This window comes from Rhodanobacter panaciterrae (genome assembly GCF_014651895.1).
GTDB classification, from domain to species: Bacteria; Pseudomonadota; Gammaproteobacteria; order Xanthomonadales; family Rhodanobacteraceae; genus Rhodanobacter; species Rhodanobacter panaciterrae.
Map to the genome: position 1 here is coordinate 1,026,648 of NZ_BMXT01000001.1, position 23,908 is coordinate 1,050,555.

Consider the following 23,908-nt stretch of genomic DNA (forward strand, 5'->3'; position numbering starts at 1 on the left):
TTTCAGGCGGCGTAGCCGCCATGGCGCCTGTGGCAGGCCCACAACATCAGGTAGTACCAGGAGACGTCATGCAGGTTTCGGTTGAGAACATCGGCACGCTCGAGCGCAAGCTCACGGTGAAATTTCCCGCGGAGCGGTTCGAGACGCAGGTGAGCGCGCGTATTGCGGAAATGGGCCGCACGGTTCGCCTGAAGGGTTTCCGCCCGGGCAAGGTACCGACGACGGTGATCAAGCAGCGCTTCGGCGATCAGGTTCGTGGCGAGGTGCTGTCCGACCTGATCGGCAGCACGTTGCGTGAGGCGGTGGAGCAGGAGAAATTGCAGCCGATCGCGAATCCGGCGATCAACACCACCGGCCGACCGGAAAACGGCGAAATCGCCTACACCGCGACGTTCGAGATCATGCCGGAGTTCCCCGTGGTTGATGTGGCCGCGCTCGAGATCAACCGCCCGTCAGCGGTGGTGACCGATGCCGACATCGACAAGATGCTGGAGACCCTGCGTCAGCAGCGCCGCAGTTTCGACGAGGTCGATCGCGCCTCGGTCGAAGCTGACTTCGTGATGTTCGAATACGCAGCAGAAGCCGGCGACTACCGCTTCCCGGCCGAAGGTCTGGAGCGTGCCGGCAGCGTGCTCGGCTCGGGTACCCTGTTCAAGGCGCTGGACGAGGCACTGGCTGGCCGCAAGGCTGACGACAGCTTCGATACCGAAATCACCTTCCCGGAAGATTTTCGCAACGAACAGCTGGCTGGCAAGACCGCCAAGGTCAGCTTCAAGATCATCAAGGTGCAGGCGCCAAAACTGCCCGAGATCGACGGCGAGTTTGCCAAGTTGTTCGGCATCGACGACGGCAACCTGGAGACCTTCCGCAAGGAAGTTCGCGCAAATCTCGAACGTGAATTGAAGGCGGCGCTGATGGGTCGCCTGAAGTCCGAAGTGGCCGAAAAGCTGGCGGATACGCACGCTGAGCTGGACGTGCCGAAGCTGCTGGTGCAGGGCGAGGCGCGCAACATGGCCGCCGGCAGCGTGCCGCAGGGTCAGCAGCCGCCGCCGCAGTTGATCGAGGCCGCCATGCCGATGGCGCGCAAGCGCGTGATCGCCGGTCTGCTGATGGGCGAGATCGCCCGCAAGCAGGAGATCAAGATCGATCGCAAGCGCATTGCCGAGCAGCTGGCCGCGATCGCCTCGACCTACGAGGAGCCGGAGAAGGTCATTGAACTCTACAACGGCGACCCCCAATTGATGTCTGGGCTGCAGAACCGCGTGATGGAAGATCAGGTGGCCGAGTGGGTGGCGGAGCATGCCAAGACCACCAACCTGGATCTGAGCTTCGATGACGTGATGCGCCCAACCGGTGCCTGATTGATTCAGGCACCAGGTCAATCGGGCTCGATCTGATCGGGCCCGATGCCATACTTCAGGCACATCAACCGGAGAGCTTTAATGGCCATGGATCCGATCCAGAACCTCAATTTGATTCCGATGGTCGTCGAACAGACGGCTCGCGGCGAGCGCTCCTATGACATCTACTCGCGCCTGTTGAAGGAGCGGGTGATCTTCCTGGTCGGCGAAGTCAACGACCAGGTCGCCAACGTGATCGTTGCGCAGATGCTGTTCCTTGAGTCGGAGAATCCGGACAAGGACATCCATTTCTACATCAACAGCCCGGGTGGCGCGGTGACCGCGGGCCTGGCGATCTACGACACCATGCAGTTCATCAAGCCGGACGTCAGCACCATGTGCATCGGTCAGGCGTGCAGCATGGGTTCGCTGCTGTTGACTGCGGGTGCCAAGGGCAAGCGTTTCTCGTTGCCGAACTCCCGCGTGATGATCCACCAGCCCTCTGGCGGCGCGCAGGGGCAGGCGACCGATATCGAGATCCAGGCGCGCGAGATCCTGTACATGCGTCAGCGCCTGAACCAGATCTACGTCGAGCATACCGGTCAGCCGATCGAGAAAATCGAGCTGGACATGGAGCGCGATCGCTTCATGAACGCCGTCGATGCCAAAACGTATGGCCTGATCGACGAAGTGCTCGACAAGCGCGCTGGCGAGACGGTGAAATCGGCCTGATTCCCAGGTTCTACCCCCGAGTCACGAGATGGGCTCTGCGTCTGCAGGCAGACGCGGAGCCCTGTGCTATTCTCGCGACGCATTCAGATTTGTCAGTGGGACCGAAAGTATGAGCGACGACAGGCAGGGGCGTTCCAGCGATAGCGGCAAGATTCTCTATTGCTCCTTCTGCGGCAAGAGCCAGCATGAGGTGCGCAAGCTGATCGCGGGTCCATCCGTGTTCATCTGCGACGAGTGCGTGGAGCTGTGCAACGACATCATCCGCGAGGAACTGGAAGAGAAGGCCGCTTCCGGGCGCACCCAGTTGCCCAAACCGCGTGAGATCCGCGAGTCGCTGGATCAGTACGTGGTCGGTCAGACCCGTGCCAAGAAAGCGCTGGCGGTGGCGGTTTACAACCATTACAAGCGGATCGAGTCGCGCCAGAAGAGCGACGATATCGAGCTGGGCAAATCCAACATCCTGCTGATCGGTCCGACAGGTTCGGGCAAGACGCTGCTGGCCGAAACGCTGGCGCGCCTGCTCAACGTGCCGTTCACGATCGCTGACGCCACCACGCTGACCGAAGCCGGTTACGTGGGTGAGGATGTCGAGAACATCATCCAGAAGCTGCTGCAGAAGTGCGACTACGACGTCGAGAAGGCGCAGTCGGGCATCGTCTACATCGACGAGATCGACAAGATCTCGCGCAAGAGCGAGAACCCGTCGATCACCCGTGACGTGTCGGGCGAAGGCGTGCAGCAGGCGCTGCTGAAGCTGATCGAAGGCACGCTGGCTTCGGTGCCGCCGCAGGGCGGACGCAAGCATCCGCAGCAGGAATTCCTGCAGGTCGACACCAAGAACATCCTGTTTATCTGCGGTGGTGCGTTTGCCGGGCTGGAGAAGGTGATCCAGCAGCGTTCCGAAAATACCGGCATCGGTTTCGGCGCCGAGGTGCGCAGCAAGGAGCGCACCCAGAACCTCGGCAAGGTGCTGGCCGACGTGGAGCCGGCGGATCTGGTGCGTTTCGGCCTGATTCCGGAATTCGTCGGGCGTCTGCCGGTAGTGGCTACGCTGGATGAGTTGGACGAAGCGGCGCTGGTGAAGATTCTTACCGAGCCGAAGAATGCTGTCACCAAGCAGTTCAAGAAATTGTTCGAGATGGAAGAGGTGGAGCTGGAGTTCCGCCCGGAAGCGCTGCAGGCGATCGCCAAGAAGGCGCTCAAGCGCAAGACCGGCGCGCGCGGCCTGCGCACCATTCTGGAGCAGGTGCTGCTCGACACGATGTATGAGCTGCCCTCGCTGGAGCATGTCAGCAAGGTGGTGGTGGACGACGCCGTGATCGACGGTCAGGCCGAGCCTTACCTCATCTACCGCGGCAATCTGCAGCAACGTGTTGCGGGCGACGGCGGCGACGCTGCGGCCTGATCTACCTGTTACTGGTTGCAGTGACGACGGCTCCGGTGATTTCACCGGGGCCGTTCTGCTTCTGGCAACCTGCGCACCTTGACTGAGTGCCGGGTTGCCTCCACTTGACGTGGTAACAGGCCCGGCGCAGTGTCGGGATGAACCCAGATCCGAATTCGAGGGACCCCTCTTCTCATGGCCAAGAACACCCCCAAACCTGTTGCGCTGGACGCCCTGCCGGTGTTGCCGTTGCGCGACGTGGTGGTTTATCCGCATATGGTCATCCCGCTGTTTGTCGGTCGCGACAAATCCATGCGTGCGCTCGAGCGCGCGATGGAAGGCGAACGGCAGATCCTGCTGGTGGCCCAGAAAAGTCCGGATATCGATGACCCGGAGATCGCGGATCTACACCAGGTCGGTACGCTGGCCGGTGTGCTGCAGCTGCTGAAACTGCCTGATGGCACGGTCAAGGTGCTGGTCGAAGGCCAGTCGCGCGTGGCCGTCGAGGACTTCCACGAAGATGGGGGCATGCTGATGGCGCGCTCGCGCCTGATCGAGCCGGTTTACAACGCGAAGGAACGCGAACTCGACGTGGTTTCACGCACGCTGATCTCGTTGTTCGAGCAACTGGTCAAGCAGAGCCGCAAGCTGCCGCCAGAAGTGCTGGCCAGCCTGTCGGGGATCGACGATCCATCGCGCGTTGCCGATTCCATCGCCGCGCACCTTTCCGTGCGCATGGCCGACAAGCAGAAAGTGCTGGAAACCGCCGACGTGGGCCAGCGACTGGAGCTGTTGATCGGACTGGTCGATGGCGAGATGGACCTGCAGCAGGTCGAGAAGCGCATCCGCGGCCGGGTCAAGTCGCAGATGGAGAAGAGCCAGCGCGAGTACTACCTCAACGAGCAGATGAAGGCGATCCAGAAGGAGCTCGGCGACAACGAGGAGGGTCCGAACGAGATCGAGGAACTGCAGAAGAAAATCGAAACCTCCGGCATGCCGAAGGCGGTGCTGACCAAGGCGCGGCAGGAGTTCGGCAAGCTCAAGCAGATGTCGCCGATGTCGGCCGAAGCGACCGTAGTGCGCAACTACCTCGACTGGCTGGTCGGCGTGCCATGGAAGAAGCGCAGCAAGGTGCGCAAGGATCTGCAGATGGCACAGGAAGTGCTCGACGCCGATCACTTCGGGCTGGAGAAGGTCAAGGATCGCATCCTCGAATATCTCGCCGTGCAGCAGCGCGTCTCGGTGATGAAGGGGCCGATCCTGTGCCTGGTCGGTCCGCCCGGCGTGGGCAAGACCTCGCTGGGGCAGTCGATCGCCAAGGCGACCAACCGGAAATTCGTGCGCATGAGCCTGGGGGGTGTGCGCGATGAGGCCGAGATCCGTGGCCATCGGCGCACCTACATCGGCTCAATGCCTGGCCGCATCGTGCAGAACATCAACAAGGTGGGCACCAAGAATCCGTTGTTCGTGCTGGACGAGATCGACAAGATGTCGATGGATTTTCGCGGCGATCCGTCGTCGGCGTTGCTGGAAGTGCTCGATCCGGAGCAAAACCACGCGTTCAACGATCACTACCTCGAGGTCGATCTCGACCTGTCCGAGGTGATGTGGATCGCCACCGCGAACTCGCTGAACATCCCTGGTCCGCTGCTCGACCGCATGGAAGTCATCCGCATCCCCGGCTATACCGAGGACGAGAAGCTCGGCATTGCACAAAAATACCTGCTGTCGAAGCAACTCAAGGCGAATGGCCTGAAGCCTGAAGAGCTCAGCGTGAGCGAAGAGGCGCTGCGCGACATCGTGCGTTACTACACGCGCGAGTCGGGTGTGCGCAGTCTTGAGCGCGAGATCTCCAAGATCTGCCGCAAGGTCGTCAAGGAGTTGACCTTGGCCCAAGTGAAAAAGGCCAAGGCGAAAGCGTCGACCGCCAAGGTCAGCAAGGCGAAGGCCAAGCCGGACGCTGGTCGGGTCAAGGTGGATTCGGCCAATCTGGATCAGTACCTGGGTGTGCGCCGCTTCGATTTCGGTCGCAAGGAACTGCAGAACGAAGTGGGCCTGGTGACCGGGTTGGCCTGGACCCAGGTCGGTGGCGAACTGCTCAGCATCGAAGCCTCGGTAGTGCCCGGCAAGGGCCGATTGGTGAATACCGGTCAGCTTGGCGATGTGATGAAGGAGTCGATCCAGGCGGCGTTGTCGGTCGTGCGTGCACGCGTCGATCAACTCGGTATCGATCCGGAGTTCCACCAGAAACTCGACGTGCACATCCACGTGCCGGAAGGAGCCACACCGAAGGATGGCCCCAGCGCAGGCATTGCGATGTGCACGGCGCTGGTGTCCGTGCTGACCAAGGTGCCGGTGCGTTCCGAAGTGGCGATGACTGGCGAAATCACCTTGCGTGGTCGCGTGTTGCCGATTGGTGGGCTCAAGGAAAAGCTGCTGGCGGCACATCGCGGCGGCATCACCACGGTGATCATTCCGGAGGACAACAAGAAAGATCTGGCCGATATGCCGGCCAACATCACTTCTTCGCTGGAAATCCATCCGGTGCGCTGGATTGACGAAGTGCTGGATATCGCCCTGGAACGTCCGCTGCAGCCAAATCAGGTCAAGGATGAGGCTCCTGCTGCGGTGGCAAGTGATTCAGCGGAAGTGCACTCGCTGACGCATTGATCCGGGCCGCTCGGCATTCGACAGACTTCAAAGATGCCCTGCCTCGCAGGGCATTCTTTTTGCCTTTTTCACCGTCAGTCGGCGAAGTTTTGCCGTAGTCCTCTGGCGCCCGTTTTGCAAGTGATCTCATTGACCGCAGATCTTGCGAAAACGTTGCTGTGGCTTGTGTTGCGGATTCCGGCAAGGCACTGGTATAAAGGCGTTACCGCAGTCCGGCGTTTCTGTCAGCGCAGTGATGCGGGGTTGCGTTACGGCGCCTACCAGAGCCAACCATCCATGCCGGTGTTGTCCCGTCTCCGGACGGAACATGCTGGCGAAATCCGAACAAGGAGTTTTTTCAATGAATAAAACCGATCTGATCAATGCCATTGCCGAAAAGGCCGAGCTGACCAAGGCTGATGCGGGCCGTGCCCTCGAGGCGTATCTGGAGGCTGTGCAGAAGTCGTTGAAGAAGGGCGAGGACGTCTCGGTGGTGGGCTTCGGCACGTTCACTGTGCGCAAGCGCGCTGCCCGTACCGGTCGCAACCCGCGTACCAACGAGGCGATCAAGATCAAGGCGTCGAAAGTGCCCGCGTTCAAGGCTGGCAAGACCCTCAAGGATGCCCTAAACTAAGCGGCTGACGCTTGGTTTCGGGTGCTTAGCTCAGCGGTAGAGCGTCGCCCTTACAAGGCGGTGGTCGTAGGTTCGATCCCTACAGCACCCACCAGAAAAATGCGGAGTGGTAGTTCAGTTGGTTAGAATGCTGGCCTGTCACGCCGGAGGTCGCGGGTTCGAGTCCCGTCCACTCCGCCACAGTTCGCAAGGGCGCCCGTGTGGCGCCCTTGTCATTTGAGCAGGGCGTGTTCGTGTAGCTTCTGAGCGATCGGACACGCGGCTTGCGCCACCCACGCACCACGCGCTTTCAACCACGTTGCGGGAAGATTTCAATGCTGCAGGCAATGCGTAACAAGATGCACGGATGGCCGTCCATCATCCTTCTCGGTCTTTGTGTTTTCGCGATGTCGCTGTTCGGCATGGAGAGCTACTTCACGTCGCGTAACGACACGTTCGTGGCGAAAGTCGGCAAGTTTGAAATCAGCCAGAACGCCTATCAGGATCGGGTGAACCAGTTGCGGCAGCAGATGAGCGCCGAGCAGGGTGAGCATTTCGATGCCAGCATTTTCGAGAAGCCCGAGGCGAAGCAACGCGTGCTCGATGGCATGATCGACCAGCAGCTGCTGCTCCAGGCCAATGCGGATTGGGGCATGCGTGTATCGGATCAGGCGGTGCGTGACTACATTGCCGCGATCCCGGCGTTTCAGGTCAACAACCAGTTTGATTCGACCAGCTATAGCGCATGGCTCAGCAGTCAGCGCAAGACCCCAGGCATGTTCGAGGACGAGGTGCGATCCTCATTGGCGATCCAGCTGTTGCCGGACGCGATCAACGACAGCACCCTCGCCAGCGACGCGCAGGTCGATCAATTCCTGAGCCTGCTTACCCAGCGTCGCGACCTTCGCTACTTCCTGTTGCCGCGGCCCACGCTGGCCGACAGCCAGGTCAGCGATGCCCAGATCGAGACGTATTACAAGGCGCATCTGGCCGACTACATGAATCCCGAGCAGGTCTCGGTGAAGTACATCGAAGTTGTTGGCGCCGACCTCCCGCTGGATGCTGCGCCGAGCGATGACGACCTGAAAAAGCGCTATGCGGACGAAAAGCAGCGTTTCGTGCAGCCGGAACAGCGGCTCGCGTCGCACATCCTGATCAATGTGCCGGCCAATGCCACACCGGAGCAGCAGAAGGCAGCACTGGCCCAGGCCGAAAAAATTGCAGCCGACGCCAATCCAGGTGACTTCGCCAAGCTGGCCGAACAGGATTCACAGGATCTGGGTTCCAAGCGCCAGGGTGGTGATCTGGGCTGGCTGGAAAAGGGCGTGACCGATCCTGCATTTGACACGGCGCTATTTGCCTTGCAGAAGGATCAGATCTCCAAGCCGGTTCTGTCGTCCGATGGTTATCACATCATCTGGTTACGTGATGTGCGCAGCGGTGAGTCCAAGCCGTTTGGCGAAGTACGTGACCAGCTGGCCAAGGAAGCATCGGCTGCCGAGCGCGACCGCAAGTACAACGAAGTCGCCGGCAAGATGTCCGACAACACTTACCAGAATCCGACCTCGCTGGAGCCGGCTTCGGTGGCCTTGAATCTGCCGATCAAGAGCACAGCCCTGTTCTCGCGCAAGGGTGGTGAAGGCATCACCGCGAACCCCAAGTTACTCGCTGCAGCGTTTGGCGACGATGTGCTGGTACAGGGCAACAACTCCAGCTTGATCGACCTGGGCAACAACCACTCGGTGGTAATCCATATCGACAAGCACGTGCCGGCGGCGGCCCGTCCTTTGGCTGAAGTGCACGCTGATGTGCAGAAAAGAATTCTCGACGAGCGCGTCGCGGCGACCGAAAAGAAGCAGGCTGATGATGCACTGGCACGCTTGCGCAAGGGCGAGTCGATGCCGACGGTGGCTGCATCGCTCGGCGCCACGATCACCAGCATGAATGAGGCTGTGCGGCACTCCCAAGTGCCGGCGCCGTTGTTGACGCAAGCGTTCCTGCTGCCGCATCCAGTGGCAGACAAGGCGGAGTTTGCCGCGGTGGATATGCAGGATGGCAGCTATGCCTTGCTCGCCGTGGACAAGGTGCAGGGCGGTGATCTGTCGAAGGTGCCGCCGGAACAGCGCGAGGCACTGCGTCGGCAGATGACTCAGGCCTATGGCTCCGAGACGACACGCGAACTGATTGAGCTGCTCAAGACAAACGTCAAGATCAAGATCAACACGAGCCGGTTGTAAGGGCTGTCGTTGTAATGAGAAACGAAAGGGCGGCCTATGGCCGCCCTTTCGTTTTTGATTCAGATGAGTCGACTCCATTGCTGGCTGAACTAAGTAACAAGATGCGCTACTCAGTTCGCATCACTTACCTGTAGCACCTGGCCAAGCTTCAGCGTGTTTCCGCGCAGATGGTTCCAGCGCTGCAGCTGGGTGACATTTACCGCGTAGTCGTGGGCGATCTGCCACAGGCTGTCGCCTGGTCGGACGGTATGGGTTTTCCGCTGCGTTTTTGCGACTGGCGGTGAAGTCACAGCCATATTCGTAGTGCTGTCACGACGATCATCAGTAGTGGTTGTCTGTGGCTGTGCCAGCAAGGCGTTGCGGAATTGGTCGACGTGACTGGCCGGCAACAGCAGATACGAGGCCGCGCCGGCATCGATCATGTCGCTGCGGAATGCGGCATTGAGATCCTTCAACGTGTTTACTGATATGCCGGCATGATCGGCAGCTCGTGCCATCGGCATCGAATGGGTGATCTTCACCTGCACCAGGTGTTGTTCGTCCGGCAATGTCGGAAGACTGACGTCGAAGCGGGCCGGCTCCCGTACTACGCAGGCCATGGCCAGCAGCTTGGTCAGATGCTCGCGGGTGACGCTGCGAACCGGCCACTTCGGGATCACCGGCTCATCCGCCGGCATGCCATGTTTCTGGATGAATTTCCGCACCGAGAATTCACCGGCGTTGTACGCGTAATCAGCCACTCGCCAGTCATGAAATTGATCGTGATACTGCTTGAGCAGTTTCATCACGGCATTGGCCGCGGCAGGAACATCGAGGCGACCGTCGTAGCGGCCATCGACGCGCAGTCCCATCGATCCGGCGGTGACCGGCATGATCTGCCACATGCCAGCCGGCTGATGGTTGCGGACTGGAGGCGATTGAAAATGACTTTCCACCCACGGCAGCAGCACGAATTCGCCCGCAACGTCGTATTGGGCCGCGACCTGTTGCACGTAGATCAGACGTGGCAGCACTTCCCGCAGTTGATCTTCGAATTGTTGCGGGTTGTGTGTGTAACGCCTGGCCTGGGCCAGCACCGAAGGGTCGGCGTCGCAGTCGGCCATGGCAAAACTGCTGCGCAACTGATCCCACATATTGCCCGACGGTGATACCAGTGGTGGATTAGGGGGTATGACTTCCTCGATCCTGGGAGGGGCAAGCGTCGTCGTCGGTGGTTTGACGATCGGCTGGTACGGTGCGTGTGTCGGTACGCCGGCGCACGCGGCAAGCAGGAGCGGCAGCAGCAGCGGCAAGGGTCGCAGATGCTTCCTCATCCCTGGAATCCATTCTTGGCTTCACGCACCGCTGCAAAACGCGCAGTGCGATCGTCGCCGATGCCTTGCAGCCGGCACCACTCGACAACGGCGTCGGCATCGACGCGCAGGAATGGATTGGTCGCCAGCTCACTGGAGAGTGCTACCGGCAGGGTAGGCTGGAACCGGGCGCGTAATTCGGCGACTTTCAACAGCCGCTGCTGCAGCTCGTGATTGGTCGGTTCGATGGTGCGCGCGAAACGTCCGTTGGCTTCAGTGTATTCGTGGCCTCCGCAAACCAGGGTCTCCCCGGGCAGTGTGGAGAGTCGATCCAGCGAGGCGAGCATCTGGGCTGGCGTGCCTTCGAACAATCGGCCGCAGCCCAGACTGAACAAGGTGTCGCCGCACAGCAGCAAGCCAGCACCGACGTAGGCGATGTGGCTGAGCGTGTGACCGGGAATCGCGATCACCTCGAAGCGGACGCGTGGCAACGTCAGGTCGACCAGGTCGCCGTCGCGCACCTGTTCGGTCGTCTCGACGATGCGTTCATCCACGGGTGCATAGACCGGGACGGCATGCTGCGCGCGCAGCGTGGCAACGCCACCGATGTGATCGTGGTGATGATGGGTCAGCAGAATCGCGCGCAGCGTCAATTGCCGCGCAGTCAACGCCTGCTCGACGACGGCGGCATCGCCCGGATCGACGACGATGGCGTTGCCATCATCGTCATGCAACAGCCAGATGTAGTTGTCGGTCAGTGCCGGTAACGGTATGAGATGCAAGACGAGCTCCGCTGCGTTCATGGAACACCCGACAGGTTGGGTGCTGTTTCCCAGCTCAACGACAGACGCAGCCATCCGGGGCGCGCGTGCAGCGGTCGACTATAAAGTGGCTTTACTGGCCGCTCGTTAGCAGAGCGTTAACAGGCCGAGTCACTGTTCAGCAGCGTGCGACAGTTCCGTCTGACCTGTGATCTGCTGCCAGTAGCCATCAGCCGTTACACTCTCGGCACAGATGGAGAAGTGGGTAAGGCATGCATCATCGCGATGACGACATCTACGCCAGTGCGCCGTTGCGCCGATTGCTGGATGAGCAGACGCGCGTGCTGACACCTGAGCTGCAGCGCTGTTTCGGTACGCATGCGCTGTTGCTGGGTGCGTCCATCGACGATGTGCCGCCAGCGTTGCCGATGCTCGGCTGCTGGACCACCTTGCACTTGGGCAACGGCCGTTATCGGGGTGATCTGCACGCGGCGGCGGATGAGCCGCTGCCGTTCGTCGATGATGCGTTCGAACTGGTGCTGCTGCGGCATGCACTGGAAGTGGCGCCGAGTGCATCGGCCCTGCTTGCTGAAGCCGTTCGTGTACTGGCGCCAGGCGGCGTACTCGCGCTGACCGGCGTGCATCCACTCGGTGGCTGGGCACCGTGGTTCTGCTGGCACGCACGCGGCAAGTCGCAGACATTGCAGATGCCATGGCGGCTGGAGCACAACCTGCAACAGGCGGGGTTGGAGATCGAGCAGGTGCGGCGGATCGGTCGACTGTGGCCGCACCTGACGTCGCCAGGTGCGGCGGCGGCCAACCCATTCGGCGGCGGCTATGTACTGGTCGCACGCAAGCGCCGGCGCATGGCCACGCCGCTGCGGATCAAGCCGGTGCCGGTACGGGTGCCGACCAATAGCCAGCTGTCGCCGGGTACGCGGCGTAGTTCGGCGCTGCGACTTTGAACGGGATACGTGAACAACGATGAGTGAAGTGGAAGCATTTACCGATGGCGCCTGTCTGGGCAATCCAGGCCCGGGTGGCTGGGCCGCGCTATTGCGTGCAAAGGGCAGCGAGCGCGTGGTTGCGGGTGGTGATCCGGATACCACCAATAACCGGATGGAGTTGATGGCAGCGATCGGCGCGCTGGAGGCCTTGAAACGGCCTTGTCAGGTGGTGCTCACCACCGACTCCCGTTATGTGATGCAGGGTATCGAGCAGTGGATGCCGAAGTGGCGCGCCAACGGCTGGCGTACCGCGGACAAGAAGCCGGTGAAGAACCAGGATCTGTGGCAGCGTCTGTCCGATGCGGTCGGCACCCACCAGGTGCGCTGGAAATGGGTGAAAGGCCACAGTGGCCATGCCGAGAACGAACGGGTCGATCAGGCCGCGCGTGAGCAGGCCGAGTTGCTGCGAGGCCGAGCATGAGGCAGATCGTTCTCGATACCGAAACCACCGGCCTGGAAGTGCGCCAAGGCCATCGGCTGGTGGAAATTGCCTGCGTCGAGATGGTCGAGCGCCGGCTTACCGGCCGGCATTACCAGACGTATCTCAACCCGGATCGGGCGATCGATGAGGGCGCCCGCCTGGTGACCGGCATCGAGGACGAGTTCCTGCTCGACAAGCCGCGCTTCGCCGAAGTGGTGGAGGAATTCCTGGCCTTCATCGATGGCGCGGAACTGATCATCCACAACGCCAGTTTCGACATCGGCTTCCTCGACGCCGAACTGGCGCGGCTGGACAACGGTGCTGGTCGTATCGGTGACCGTTGCAGCGTGCTGGATACCCTGGCGCTGGCGCGCGAACGCTATCCCGGCCAACGCAACAGCCTGGACGCCTTGTGCAAGCGGCTTGGCGTGGACAACTCACGGCGCGATCTGCACGGCGGCCTGATCGATGCCCAGTTGCTGGCCGACGTCTATCTGGCGATGACCTCGGGGCAGGGTGCGTTCGACCTGGGCTTTGAAGGCGTCGCCGAGCAACGTCATGCGGTGGTGACTGCGCCGGTGATGCTGCGTACGCGCCCCAGTGTGCTGCATGCTTCGCCGGAGGAGCTGCTGCAGCACGAACGACGGCTGGATGCGCTGGACAAGAGCGCGGATGGCCAGAGTGTATGGCGTCGGCTGAGTTGAACGATGCGGTTGCGGGCTGGACTCAGCAGGAACGCACGATGATCACGCTGATGTTGTCGTCGCCGCCACGGTCGAGTGCGCTCAGCAGCAGTTGATCGACACACTCCTGCGCGGCCAGGTCGGTACGCGCCACCGTGCTTGCGATCGACGCGTCGTCGACGCCTTCGGTCAGTCCATCGCTACACAACAGGAAACTCATGCCGGGCTCCAACGGACCGCGCGCCATGCCGATATGCAGTTGTTCGGTGGCCGTCACGCCCAGTGCCTGGGTAAGCACGTTGCGTTGCGGGTGCTGTGATGCCTGGGCCGGATCCAGTTGGCCAGCCTCGACCAGTGCCTGTACCAGTGAATGGTCATGGCTGATCTGCCGCAAATCCTGCTTCCACATGTAGATCCGGCTGTCGCCCACCCAGGCGACCTCATAGCCGTCGCTGCTTGTCCGAAGTACGGCGATGGTGGTGCCCATCGGCAGGATGTCGGAGCTGTGCCGGGTGTGCGCAAGCAGCCGCTCGGCCGCGCCGTGCACCGCCTCGATCAGGCTGTGCCCGCGAGTGACCAGGTCGACCACGGCATCGCGCACCAGCGCCGATGCCACTTCGCCGTGCTGATGGCCGCCCATGCCATCGGCCACCAGGAACAGGCCGAGTGACGCATCGGCGTAATAGGTGTCCTCATTGCGCGTGCGGCGCAGGCCGACATGCGTTCCGTGTCCGAATTCGATCATGGGTTTTCAGTTGAGACGAGCTGTCGCAGCATGCCGGAAGACATGGTTGTTGTCACGGCAAGTTCGCTCGCGTATTATTCCCGGCTCGCATGAGCCACCATGCAACCCACTGGAGAGGTGGCAGAGTGGTCGAATGTACCTGACTCGAAATCAGGCGTGCGTGTAAGCGCACCGTGGGTTCGAATCCCACCCTCTCCGCCAGAAAAGCAAAACGCCCCCACGTGGGGCGTTTTGCTTTTCTAGTGGTGACGGCGGGGTGAGAACCCACTTTGGGTTCGACAATTTTGTCTGGAACAAAATTGGACAGCCGCAGGCTGGCCCCGTAGCGCGCAGCGCGAAGGGGTTCGGCCCAAGGATGGGCCGAACAATCCCACCCGGTGCCATGATGTCTCGCGTCCACCCGTCGCGTTTGCTTTCCCGCGATCAAAAGAAGGGCCGGGTGATCCCCGGCCCTTTTTCATACTCTGTCGCGGCTACAGCCGCCAGACGATGCCCAGCCGACTCAGCCAGCCTTCTTCTTCGCCAACCGCAACCAAGTATCAACCACCGTATCCGGATTCAGCGACAACGACTCGATCCCTTGCTCCATCAGCCACTCGGCCAGATCCGGATGGTCGCTCGGGCCCTGGCCGCAGATGCCGATGTACTTGCCCTTGGCGCGGGCAGTCTTGATCGCCATCGCCAGCAGCTTCTTCACGGCCGGGTCGCGCTCGTCGAACAGGCTGGCGACGATGCTGGAGTCGCGATCGAGGCCGAGCGTGAGCTGGGTCAGGTCGTTGGAGCCGATCGAGAAGCCGTCGAAGATGTCGAGGAATTCGTCGGCAAGCAGCGCATTCGACGGCACCTCGCACATCATGATGACCTTGAGGTCGTGCTCGCCCTGCTTGAGGCCGTTCTTCGCCAGTACCTCGATCACCTTGCGGCCTTCGCTCAGGGTGCGCACGAACGGGATCATCACCCACACATTGCTGAGGCCCATCACTTCACGTACGCGCTTGACCGCCTTGCACTCCAGCCCGAACGCTTCGGCGAAGCTCGGGTCGACGTAGCGGCTGGCGCCGCGGAAGCCGATCATCGGGTTTTCTTCGTGCGGTTCGTAGCGCGAGCCGCCGAGCAGGCCGGCGTATTCGTTCGACTTGAAGTCGGACAGGCGCACGATCACCGGCTTCGGGTACACCGATGCGGCGATGGTGGCGATGCCTTCGGCCAGGCGATCGACATAGAAGCTCACCGGATCGGCATAGCCGGCGATGCGCTCGTCGATCTTCGCCTTGGTCTCGGCATCCTGCTTGGCGTATTCCAGCAGCGCCTTCGGATGCACGCCGATGTGGCTGGCGATGATCATCTCGAGGCGGGCCAGGCCGATGCCGGCATTCGGCAGCATGCCGAAGTCGAACGCACGCTCCGGGTTCGCCACATTCATCATGATCTTCAGCGGCGCCTCGGGCATGTCACCCAGGTCGGCGGTGACGCGCTCGAACTTCAGGATGCCTTCGTAGATCGTGCCGGTGTCGCCTTCGGCGCAGGACACGGTGACCTCTGCGCCATCGGGGATCAGCTCCAGCGCATTGCCGGTACCGACCACGGCCGGTACGCCGAGCTCGCGCGCGATGATCGCCGCGTGGCAGGTGCGGCCGCCGCGGTTGGTGACGATCGCGGAAGCACGTTTCATCACCGGCTCCCAGTCAGGGTCGGTCATGTCGGCGATCAGCACGTCACCCGGCTGCACCTTGTTCATGTCGGCCAGCGAACGGATCACGCGGGCCTTGCCGGCACCGATCTTCTGGCCGATCGAGCGACCTTCGGCGAGTACCTTGCCCTTCTCGCTGAGGTGGAAGCGTTCCAGCTGGGTCGTGTGCGAGCGCGACTTCACCGTCTCCGGGCGTGCCTGCACGATGTAGATCTTGCCGGTGTTGCCGTCCTTCGCCCACTCGATGTCCATCGGGCGGTCGTAATGCTTTTCAATGATCAGCGACTGACGGGCGAGCTCCTGCACGTCTTCGTCGTTGATGCAGAACTTGTTGCGCATTTCCGCTGGTGTGTCTTCGGTGCGCACGCGTTCGCCGGGCGCGCTGGAATAGACCATGCGCAGCTGCTTGGCACCGAGATTGCGACGCAGCACGGCCGGCTTGCCATCGCGCAGGGTCGGCTTGAACACGTAGAACTCATCCGGATTCACCGCGCCCTGCACGACCATCTCGCCGAGGCCATACGAGCCGGTGACGAACACCACGTCGCGGAAGCCGGACTCGGTGTCCAGCGTGAACAGCACGCCGGACGCGCCCACGTCCGAGCGCACCATCAACTGCACACCGGCGGAGAGAAAGACATCCTCGTGCTTGAAGCCCTGATGCACGCGATAGGCGATCGCGCGATCGTTGTACAGCGAGGCGAAGACTTCCTTCACCTTGTGCAGCACGTCGTCGATGCCGACCACGTTGAGGAAGGTTTCCTGCTGGCCGGCGAACGAGGCGTCCGGCAGATCTTCGGCGGTGGCCGACGAGCGCACGGCGACGGCGATGTCGTCGGCGCCGGCGTCCTTGCACAACTTGATATAAGCCGCGCGGATCGCCTGCTCGAGTTCGGCGGGCAGGGCGGTGTCGACGATCCAGCCACGGATCTCCTTGCCCGCCGCTACCAGGGTATCGACGTCATCGACGTCGAGCGAAGCCAGCCGTTCCTGGATGCGCTTGGCCAGGCCGCTCTTTTCCAGATACTGCTGGAACGCATCGGCGGTGGTGGCGAAGCCCCCTGGCACGGACACGCCCAGCTTGGCGAGGTTGCCGATCATTTCGCCGAGCGAGGCGTTCTTGCCGCCGACCTTGCCCAGGTCAGTCATGCGCAGTTGGTCGAGCCAAAGCACCAGATCGTTCAAGGGTGTCTCCTCAAGAGCTTTCGATGGATAACGGTACGGATGCATCAGGCAGACCGAAAGCGGGCTGCAAAGGACTGGTATTGTCCGCTGCCGATGGTGCGCAGCACAAGAAGACCATTGCCCCGGGAGGTGATTCCAACGGCATACCAGTCAGCCGGCAGTCAATCGGCGACAGCGTTTGGCGCTTGGGTTATGGTGCGAACAAACGCATCCACGCGATCGGGATACTGTATGCAGCGCACGGTTTTCTTCATCTCCGACTCCACTGGTATTACCGCGGAGACGATCGGCAACAGCATCCTGGCGCAGTTCGAGGGCGTGCAGTTCGACAAGCACCGCCTGCCATTCACCGACAGTGCGCACAAGGCGGAGGCGGCCGCGCTGCGCATCAAGACCAATTATGCGCAGAGCGGTCAGCGCCCGATCGTGGTCAATACCATGGCCGAACGCGCGCTGTGCGACATCGTTGCCGCCAGTGGCGCGCTGATGCTGGACGTGTTCGCGCCGTTCATCGGGCCGCTGGAAGAGGAGCTGGCGACCAAGCGTTCGGGTGCGGTCAATCGCTCGCATGGCATGGTCGACTACGCCAAGTACGAGGCGCGCATCAACGCGACCAACTACGCGCTTTCCCACGATGACGGCATGGACGTGGATTATTCCCAGGCCGATCTGATCCTGGTCGGCGTGTCGCGTTCGGGCAAGACGCCCACCTGCCTGTACATGGCCTTGCATTACGGTGTCAGCGCCGCCAACTATCCGCTGACCGACGAGGACCTGGAAAAACTTGAACTGCCGGTGCGTTTGCGCCCGTATCGGGATCGGTTGTTCGGCTTGACCATCGATCCGCAGCGACTGGCGCAGATCCGCGAGCAGCGTCGCGCCGGCAGCCGTTATGCCACCTTGAAGCAATGCCGCTGGGAGCTGGAACAGGCCGATCGGCTGATGCGCCAGGCCGGTATTCCCAGCCTCAACACCACACATGTGTCGATCGAGGAGATCGCCAGCAAGATCTTCGACCGTTTCGGGATCGAGCGGACCATGTTCTGATTAACAACCGGAGATTCCGCGCCCGTCATGAGTGCTGTACTGGACAATCGCCATAGCCTGCTGCCGGGACGCTTCGAGTTCCTGATGGGGCTGTATGCGGAGAACTATCACCGGCTGACGCGGCTGTTCGCGCCGCAGCAACTCGCTCCGGGTCGTTACGTCTCCAATGTCGATGACGGGCTCGCCGTGCATCTGCATGTGCAGGAATGCCATCCGTACACGCTGGAGCTGGAACTCACCTACGACTTCGTCGATGCGCATACGGGCCAGCGCGCGCCGTCGGCGCAGTTGCGCATGTATACCGATGCGCATGTGGCCGAAGCGCTGCATTGCCATCCCGGACGGCATCTGTGGCAGGTGCTCGGCCCGTTTTCGCCGGCACATACCGTGTTCCAGCATCGGCTGCGCATGAACGGATTTCTGTCGCGCTGGCTGGAGTACCTGGCTGAGCAGGGCCATTCCATCGGTACGCTGGAGCCGCAACCGGAGTCGTGCGAGGACGGTCGGGAATAGGGGTTTTATTGAAGAGTGCAGCCATGGATGGCTGCTTTTTGATCTTTGCGCACATGGATGAGCGCACAAATACACCGCAACAAAAAACCCGCACAAGGCGGGCTTTCCGTTTTGTAGTGGCGGAGCGGACGGGACTCGAACCCGCGACCTCCGGCGTGACAGGCCAGCATTCTAACCAACTGAACTACCGCTCCACATTTGTTTACAACTTCCAGCTTTGCGAGCCAACTTGGCGTCCCCACGGGGATTCGAACCCCGGTCGCCACCGTGAAAGGGTGATGTCCTAGGCCTCTAGACGATGGGGACAATTCAAGTTGGTGGAGCCAGGCGGGATCGAACCGCCGACCTCCTGCATGCCATGCAGGCGCTCTCCCAGCTGAGCTATGGCCCCGCCGCTGGAAGCCGCAAAGAATAGGTCCGAGTCCGGTACCCGTCAAGCTTTTTTTCACGTTCGGTGAACGATGGCGGTGAAGTTCATTCGCAGAAGCCGTCGGCGTTCGCGCAGAAGTCGATCGTCGTTCGTTTAAGCTGCGATGACTTGCGTGATTGAAGAGTCGATGCATGCACGAAATCGGTTTCATCCGTGACCTGGCCGTGGTGATGATCGTGGCTGGTGCCACCACGATCCTGTTCCAGCGCCTGCGTCAGCCGGTGTTGCTGGGTTACATCCTTGCCGGCGTGCTGATCGGGCCGCATACGCCGGGCATGCTGGTGGATGACCCGCGTGCGATCGACGACATCTCCAATCTCGGTGTCGTGCTGCTGATGTTCACACTGGGCTTGGAGTTCAGCGTACGCAAGCTGCGTGAGGTCGGCATCGGCGTGCTGGCTGTGGCGGTGGCTGAAGTCGGCTTGATGCTGTGGATCGGCTATGGCATTGGCGGCCTGTTCGGCTGGACTGGCATGGATGCGCTGTTTCTGGGTGCGATCATCTCGCTGTCCTCGACCATGGTGGCGACGCGGACGTTGGCCGAAGGAGGGCAGCGACAGCAGCCGTTCGCCCAGTTGGTGGTGGGTCTGCTGGTCGCCGAGGACATGCTGGCCATCGTCATGCTCACGTTGCTTACCGCCGTGGCGATTGGCGGCTCGGTGCAGGCGGAAGCAGCGTTCACGCTGATCGGCCACCTAGGTCTGTTCGTGGTCGTGGGGATGATTCTCGGTCTGCTGTTGCTGCCGCGGCTGGTGGATTACGTGGCTGGTTTCGGTCGCGACGAAACACTGCTGGTCAGCGTGCTGGGCATCTGTTTCGGCGCCAGTCTGCTGGCGGCCTGGATGGGGTTCAGCGTGGCACTGGGCGCCTTCCTGGCGGGTGCGGTAGTGGCCGAATCGCGCAGCGTGGGACGCGTACTGCATTTGATCGAGCCATTGCGTGACATGTTCGCCGCCCTGTTCTTCGTGGCCATCGGCCTGAAGATCGATCCGGCGATGTTGTTGCAGTACGCGTTGCCAGCACTACTTATCGCGGCGGTGGTAATCATTGGCAAGACGCTGGCGTGCAGCTTGGGCATCTTCGTGGTCGGTCACGACGCACGTACTGCATTGCGCTCGGGGTTGGGCATGGCGCAGATCGGCGAGTTTTCATTCGTGATCGCCACGCTCGGGCTATCGCTCGGCGTGATCAGCCCATTCATTTATCCGATCGCGGTGGCGGTATCGGTGCTGTGCATGGCGGCATCGCCGTATCTGACCCGCTCGGCTGGCGGACTCGCGAATGGCCTGCGCCGAATGACGCCGCGTTCGCTGCAGTTGCTGGCGAGCAGTTACAGCGGCTGGCTGGAGAATCTCAAGCCGGTCAACGAAAACGCCGCTATCGCCGCGATCTTCCGACGGCTGCTGTGGCATATCGCAATCAACATCCTGCTGGTGGTGACGTTGTTCATGATCGGCGCCTACGTCAATGGACACAGCTGGGGCTGGTTCGCGGTCTTCGGCATCCATCGCGATCTGCGCCACACGCTGATCTGGGCATGCGCGCTGTTTCTGTCACTGCCGATGCTGATCGCGATATACCGCAAGGCCGAAGCGCTGGGCATGTTGCTGGCCGAGATTGGCATACGCGAGCGGTTTGCCGGCTCGTATACCCAGGCTATCCGCAACGTGCTGGCCCGGATCATTCCGCTGGTCACCCTGTTGGCGCTGGCGTTGCTGATCAGCGCCCTGGGTTCGACGATCCTGCCGCCGCGCGGCATTGCGCTGTCCCTGATGGTGCTCGGTGTGGTGCTGGCGGTCGTATTGTGGCGCGGTCTGGTGAAGATGCATGCACGTCTGCAGGCCGCGCTGAAGGAAACTCTGGACAAGCCTGGACCGTCCGAACAGGGCCCCGGCTAACCGACGAGGCCGCAGCGACGGTGTGTGAACCTTTCTGCCGGCTGACGGTCAGAGCCCTGAATCGTTGCCAAAGACCGGACAAGCACCGCACAATGCGAGGCCTGCCTCCATCGGGGGGGGCCCGGCCGGCAACGCCGGCATTTCCAAACATGAGGGAGTTACGAATGAAGCATTTTCTGCGTCCCACGCTGACGGCGGTCGCGATGGCCGTTGCGCTGGGCATGACGGCGGGCGTATCTGCCCAGACGGCTGGCGCTGCTGCCGGTACCGTCGACAAAGCCAAGGCCAGCTACGTAGTGGGTTGGGAGATTGCTTCCCAGGTTCCGCCGATCATGCGTGACGAGCTGGACCCGAATGCTGTGGCAAATGCGGTCAAGGCTGCCTTGTCCGGTCAGAAGCCGACCATGAGCGATGCCGAAGCCAAGCAGGTGCACGACGCTTTCATGGCGAAGATCCAAGCCAAGTACCAGGCTGAAATGACCAAGCTCGGCGCCAAGAACAAGGCCGAAGGCGAAGCGTTTCTGGCCAAGAACAAGACCGCTGCGGGCGTGAAGACCACCGCGTCGGGCCTGCAGTACCAGGTGATCAGCCAGGGTACGGGTGCCCGTCCGGGTCCGAACGACACGGTCGAGATCAACTACACCGGTACCTTCGTCGACGGTACGGTGTTCGATGCTTCCGCCAAGCACAATCCGCCGGGCGCTGCCAAGATTCCGTTGGCTGGCGTGATCCCGGGCTTCCGCGAAGGTCTGCAGCTGATGCAGATCGGCGGTCATTACAAGCTGTTCATTCCGTCCTCGCTGGCCTACGGCGCCGAGCCGCAGCCGCCGATGCCGCCGAATGCCACGTTGATCTTCGACGTGACCCTGGTCAGCACCGGCCCGACGCCTGCTGGCGCTGGTGCCCCGGGCGGCAAGTAACTAAGTCAGTCGCGGTTTCACGACCGTGCAAGCCAGAAGGGCGCGAAGCGATTCGCGCCCTTCTGCTTTGTGGGGACCATGCACAGCCTCGCTTGCCCGCTACGCGGTTAGAATAGACGGCTGATGTTTCGAGGGAGTCGCCACAACGATGATGAAGGTCACTATTTTCGGCACCGGCTATGTCGGTCTGGTCACCGGTGCCTGTCTGGCCGAAATGGGCAATCACGTGGTCTGCGTCGATATCGATACGGCCAAGGTCGAACGCCTGAAGCGCGGCGAGATTCCCATCTTCGAGCCGGGCCTGGAGTCGATCGTCCGGCGCAATCACGCCGGTGGTCGACTCGACTTCACTACCGATGCCGCCCCGGCGATTGCGCACGCTGAGGTGGTCTTCATCGCCGTCGGTACGCCGCCGGACGAGGATGGCAGCGCGGATCTGCAGTACGTGTTGGCCGTGGCCGGAACCATCGGCCGGCATCTCGATCGCTACGCCGTGGTGGTGAACAAGTCGACCGTCCCGGTCGGTACCGCCGACCGCGTGCGTGAAGCGGTGGCTGTGGAACTGGCCGCGCGCCACGCTGCGGTCGAGTTCGATGTGGTGTCCAACCCGGAATTCCTGAAGGAAGGCGCGGCAGTGGATGACTGCCTGCGACCGGATCGGATTATCGTGGGTGCCTCCAGCACGCGCGCGGTAGCGGTGTTGCGCAAACTGTATGCGCCGTTCAACCGCAACCACGACCGCATGGTGGTGATGGACGAGCGCTCGGCTGAGCTGACCAAGTACGCCGCCAATGCGATGCTGGCGACCAAGATCAGTTTCATGAACGAGATCGCGAACATCGCCGAGCGAGTCGGTGCCGATGTGGAGCTGGTACGTCAGGGCATCGGCTCGGATCCGCGGATCGGCTATCACTTCATTTACCCCGGCGCCGGTTACGGCGGTTCGTGCTTTCCCAAGGACGTGCAGGCGCTGGAGCGCACGGCGCACAGTTACGGCTACGAAGCGCGTCTGCTCGGTGCGGTCGAGGCGGTCAACCGGCAGCAGAAGACCAAGTTGTTCGAATTGATCTCGTACCACTTCAACGGTGCGCTGGCGGGCAAGACGATCGCGTTGTGGGGACTGGCGTTCAAGCCGAATACCGACGACATGCGCGAGGCCTCCAGCCGCCAGTTGATGGAGGCGTTGTGGAGCGTCGGTGCGAAAGTGCGTGCGTTCGATCCGGAAGCGCGCGAAGAGACCCATCGACTGTACGGTGATCGTGATGATCTGGTGTTGTGCGAGCACGCCAGCGATGCCCTGCACGGTGCTGACGTACTGGCGGTGGTCACCGAATGGAAGGCGTTTCGCAGTCCGGATTTTGCTGCTATCCGTGCCGCGTTGGCCAAGCCGGCGATCTTCGACGGGCGCAACCTGTACGAACCGGCCACGGTGGAGGAGGCCGGTCTGGCCTACTACGGTATAGGCCGTGGTCGCAGCCTGCAGATGCGTCGATGAGTGCTCACAACGAGACGATCGAACAACGGCTCAACGAGATGGAGGTCAAGCTGACCTTCATCGACGATGCGGTGCAGGCGTTGACGACGGCGGATGCCGACCAGTCGCAACGCATTGCTGCGCTGGAGCGGGCGTTGCGCGATCTGCGCGGCGAACTCTCGTCGATGCGCACCGGGCCGGCGGATGAACCGCACAACGAGCCGCCACCTCCGCACTACTGATTCCCATACCGATCACGGAACACCAGCATGGCCGATTCCCTGCGCGATCAGCTGCTCAAGAGCGGCATCGTGAAAGAGGTTCAACAGAACAGGGTTCAACAGGACCGGGCACGCGAGCAGAAACGCCCGCCGTCGCCATCGTCCGGCAAGCCCGCACGCAAGGGCGGCAAGCCGCCTGTGCCGTCGCACGCGGCACGACCGTCGGGACAGAGTCGGGAGGAAATCGATCTGGCCAAGGCCTATGCGATACGCGCGCAGACCGAAGCGAACGAACGCAAGCGGATCGAGCAGGAGGCCGCCGAGCAGGCCAGGTTGCGACGCGAGCGCAAGTTGCAGATCCAGCAATTGCTCGACGGCAAGGCGTTAAACAAGGCCGAGGCCGACCAGCCGCGCAATTTCGAATACGGTGGCAAGATCCGTCGCGTGCATGTCGATGCGGCGCAGTTGGCGGCGCTCAATGCCGGTGAGCTGGGCGTGGTGCAGCAGGCTGGCCGTTATCTGCTGGTCAGTCGCGAGATCGCCGAGCAGGTGCAGGCCATCGATGCGCATCTGGTGGCGCTGCTGGTTGATCCGAATGCGAGTGGCATGGGTGACGATGGCGTGCCGGACGATCTGATGTGGTGACCACGATTCTGGCTCGGGCGT

Annotated in this window: 20 protein-coding genes and 6 tRNA genes; 19 read left to right on the forward strand and 7 right to left on the reverse strand. The window is 61.8% G+C overall.

Annotation, left to right across the window (positions count from 1 at the left end):
• Window positions 1–68 precede the first annotated feature (68 nt).
• The 8 genes from tig to IE071_RS04830 all read left to right on the forward strand — a co-directional run bounded on the left by tig (window position 69) and on the right by IE071_RS04830 (window position 8,955).
• Window positions 69–1,361 carry a trigger factor gene (gene tig / locus IE071_RS04795; protein ID WP_189439982.1) on the forward strand — a complete coding sequence of 431 codons (1,293 nt, stop codon included), beginning with the start codon at window positions 69–71 and terminating at the stop codon, window positions 1,359–1,361.
• 81 nt (window positions 1,362–1,442) lie between these two features.
• Window positions 1,443–2,072 (forward strand): ATP-dependent Clp endopeptidase proteolytic subunit ClpP, encoded by a 630-nt coding sequence (gene clpP, locus IE071_RS04800; RefSeq protein WP_189439983.1) that lies wholly within the window; start codon window positions 1,443–1,445, stop codon window positions 2,070–2,072.
• Between the two features lie 109 nt (window positions 2,073–2,181).
• Window positions 2,182–3,477, forward strand: a complete 1,296-nt coding sequence (gene clpX / locus IE071_RS04805) for an ATP-dependent Clp protease ATP-binding subunit ClpX (RefSeq protein ID WP_189439984.1) — start codon at window positions 2,182–2,184, stop codon at window positions 3,475–3,477.
• Window positions 3,478–3,651: 174 nt separating this feature from the next.
• Entirely contained in the window at window positions 3,652–6,126 is a 2,475-nt protein-coding gene (gene lon / locus IE071_RS04810) for an endopeptidase La (RefSeq protein WP_189439985.1), read from the forward strand.
• 340 nt (window positions 6,127–6,466) lie between these two features.
• Window positions 6,467–6,739, forward strand: a complete 273-nt coding sequence (locus IE071_RS04815; protein WP_072756969.1) for an HU family DNA-binding protein — start codon at window positions 6,467–6,469, stop codon at window positions 6,737–6,739.
• Window positions 6,740–6,758: 19 nt separating this feature from the next.
• Window positions 6,759–6,833: transfer RNA gene (locus tag IE071_RS04820), tRNA-Val, on the forward strand.
• A gap of 9 nt (window positions 6,834–6,842) precedes the next feature.
• Window positions 6,843–6,919, forward strand: a tRNA-Asp gene (locus tag IE071_RS04825).
• A gap of 134 nt (window positions 6,920–7,053) precedes the next feature.
• Window positions 7,054–8,955, forward strand: a complete 1,902-nt coding sequence (locus IE071_RS04830; RefSeq protein WP_189439986.1) for a SurA N-terminal domain-containing protein — start codon at window positions 7,054–7,056, stop codon at window positions 8,953–8,955.
• Window positions 8,956–9,065: 110 nt separating this feature from the next.
• Here IE071_RS04830 and IE071_RS04835 read toward each other — a convergent pair whose 3' ends face one another.
• Window positions 9,066–10,058 carry a transglycosylase SLT domain-containing protein gene (locus tag IE071_RS04835; protein ID WP_189440907.1) on the reverse strand — a complete coding sequence of 331 codons (993 nt, stop codon included), beginning with the start codon at window positions 10,056–10,058 and terminating at the stop codon, window positions 9,066–9,068.
• Window positions 10,059–10,264: 206 nt separating this feature from the next.
• A complete protein-coding gene (gloB, locus tag IE071_RS04840) occupies window positions 10,265–11,029 on the reverse strand; it encodes a hydroxyacylglutathione hydrolase (protein WP_189439987.1) in 765 nt (254 codons plus the stop codon).
• Between the two features lie 251 nt (window positions 11,030–11,280).
• Here gloB and IE071_RS04845 point away from each other — a divergent pair, with 251 nt between their 5' ends.
• From IE071_RS04845 to dnaQ, 3 genes are read left to right on the forward strand one after another with little or no spacing between them, the layout of a single operon-like run.
• Window positions 11,281–11,973 carry a class I SAM-dependent methyltransferase gene (locus tag IE071_RS04845; RefSeq protein ID WP_189439988.1) on the forward strand — a complete coding sequence of 231 codons (693 nt, stop codon included), beginning with the start codon at window positions 11,281–11,283 and terminating at the stop codon, window positions 11,971–11,973.
• A gap of 19 nt (window positions 11,974–11,992) precedes the next feature.
• Entirely contained in the window at window positions 11,993–12,436 is a 444-nt protein-coding gene (gene rnhA, locus IE071_RS04850; protein ID WP_189439989.1) for a ribonuclease HI, read from the forward strand.
• Complete coding sequence (dnaQ, locus tag IE071_RS04855) at window positions 12,433–13,140, forward strand: DNA polymerase III subunit epsilon (protein WP_189439990.1); 708 nt, start codon at window positions 12,433–12,435, stop codon at window positions 13,138–13,140. The genes rnhA and dnaQ overlap by 4 nt, the downstream gene beginning before the upstream one ends.
• Before the next feature lie 22 nt (window positions 13,141–13,162).
• On the opposite strand, the gene IE071_RS04860 is transcribed toward dnaQ, so the two are convergent.
• Window positions 13,163–13,864: a PP2C family protein-serine/threonine phosphatase gene (locus IE071_RS04860; RefSeq protein ID WP_189439991.1), complete on the reverse strand. Its 702-nt coding sequence runs from the start codon at window positions 13,862–13,864 to the stop codon at window positions 13,163–13,165.
• Between the two features lie 111 nt (window positions 13,865–13,975).
• On the opposite strand from IE071_RS04860, the gene IE071_RS04865 reads away from it, so the two are divergent.
• Window positions 13,976–14,065, forward strand: a tRNA-Ser gene (locus IE071_RS04865).
• A 301-nt stretch (window positions 14,066–14,366) separates the two neighbouring features.
• Here IE071_RS04865 and ppsA read toward each other — a convergent pair.
• The gene (gene ppsA, locus IE071_RS04870; protein ID WP_189439992.1) at window positions 14,367–16,739 is read right to left on the reverse strand and encodes a phosphoenolpyruvate synthase; all 2,373 of its coding nucleotides are present in this window, start codon (window positions 16,737–16,739) and stop codon (window positions 14,367–14,369) included.
• Between the two features lie 231 nt (window positions 16,740–16,970).
• On the opposite strand from ppsA, the gene ppsR reads away from it, so the two are divergent.
• Both ppsR and IE071_RS04880 read left to right on the forward strand, forming a co-directional pair.
• Window positions 16,971–17,786 carry a posphoenolpyruvate synthetase regulatory kinase/phosphorylase PpsR gene (gene ppsR, locus IE071_RS04875; RefSeq protein ID WP_189439993.1) on the forward strand — a complete coding sequence of 272 codons (816 nt, stop codon included), beginning with the start codon at window positions 16,971–16,973 and terminating at the stop codon, window positions 17,784–17,786.
• 27 nt (window positions 17,787–17,813) lie between these two features.
• Entirely contained in the window at window positions 17,814–18,299 is a 486-nt protein-coding gene (locus IE071_RS04880) for a DUF1249 domain-containing protein (protein ID WP_189439994.1), read from the forward strand.
• Window positions 18,300–18,416: 117 nt separating this feature from the next.
• Here the strand turns inward: IE071_RS04880 and IE071_RS04885 are convergent.
• The 3 genes from IE071_RS04885 to IE071_RS04895 all read right to left on the reverse strand — a co-directional run bounded on the left by IE071_RS04885 (window position 18,417) and on the right by IE071_RS04895 (window position 18,690).
• A tRNA-Asp gene (locus IE071_RS04885) sits at window positions 18,417–18,493 on the reverse strand.
• Between the two features lie 36 nt (window positions 18,494–18,529).
• A tRNA-Glu gene (locus IE071_RS04890) sits at window positions 18,530–18,605 on the reverse strand.
• Between the two features lie 9 nt (window positions 18,606–18,614).
• Window positions 18,615–18,690: transfer RNA gene (locus tag IE071_RS04895), tRNA-Ala, on the reverse strand.
• Window positions 18,691–18,860: 170 nt separating this feature from the next.
• On the opposite strand from IE071_RS04895, the gene IE071_RS04900 reads away from it, so the two are divergent.
• The 5 genes from IE071_RS04900 to IE071_RS04920 all read left to right on the forward strand — a co-directional run bounded on the left by IE071_RS04900 (window position 18,861) and on the right by IE071_RS04920 (window position 23,887).
• Complete coding sequence (locus IE071_RS04900) at window positions 18,861–20,627, forward strand: cation:proton antiporter (protein WP_189439995.1); 1,767 nt, start codon at window positions 18,861–18,863, stop codon at window positions 20,625–20,627.
• A 164-nt stretch (window positions 20,628–20,791) separates the two neighbouring features.
• On the forward strand, window positions 20,792–21,547 hold the full coding sequence (locus IE071_RS04905) for an FKBP-type peptidyl-prolyl cis-trans isomerase (RefSeq protein WP_189439996.1): 756 nt from the start codon (window positions 20,792–20,794) through the stop codon (window positions 21,545–21,547).
• 151 nt (window positions 21,548–21,698) lie between these two features.
• Complete coding sequence (locus tag IE071_RS04910) at window positions 21,699–23,042, forward strand: UDP-glucose dehydrogenase family protein (protein ID WP_189440908.1); 1,344 nt, start codon at window positions 21,699–21,701, stop codon at window positions 23,040–23,042.
• Window positions 23,039–23,263, forward strand: a complete 225-nt coding sequence (locus IE071_RS04915; protein ID WP_189439997.1) for a SlyX family protein — start codon at window positions 23,039–23,041, stop codon at window positions 23,261–23,263. Before IE071_RS04910 ends, IE071_RS04915 begins: the two co-directional genes overlap by 4 nt.
• A 27-nt stretch (window positions 23,264–23,290) precedes the next feature.
• On the forward strand, window positions 23,291–23,887 hold the full coding sequence (locus IE071_RS04920; RefSeq protein ID WP_189439998.1) for a DUF2058 domain-containing protein: 597 nt from the start codon (window positions 23,291–23,293) through the stop codon (window positions 23,885–23,887).
• Window positions 23,888–23,908: the final 21 nt, after the last annotated feature.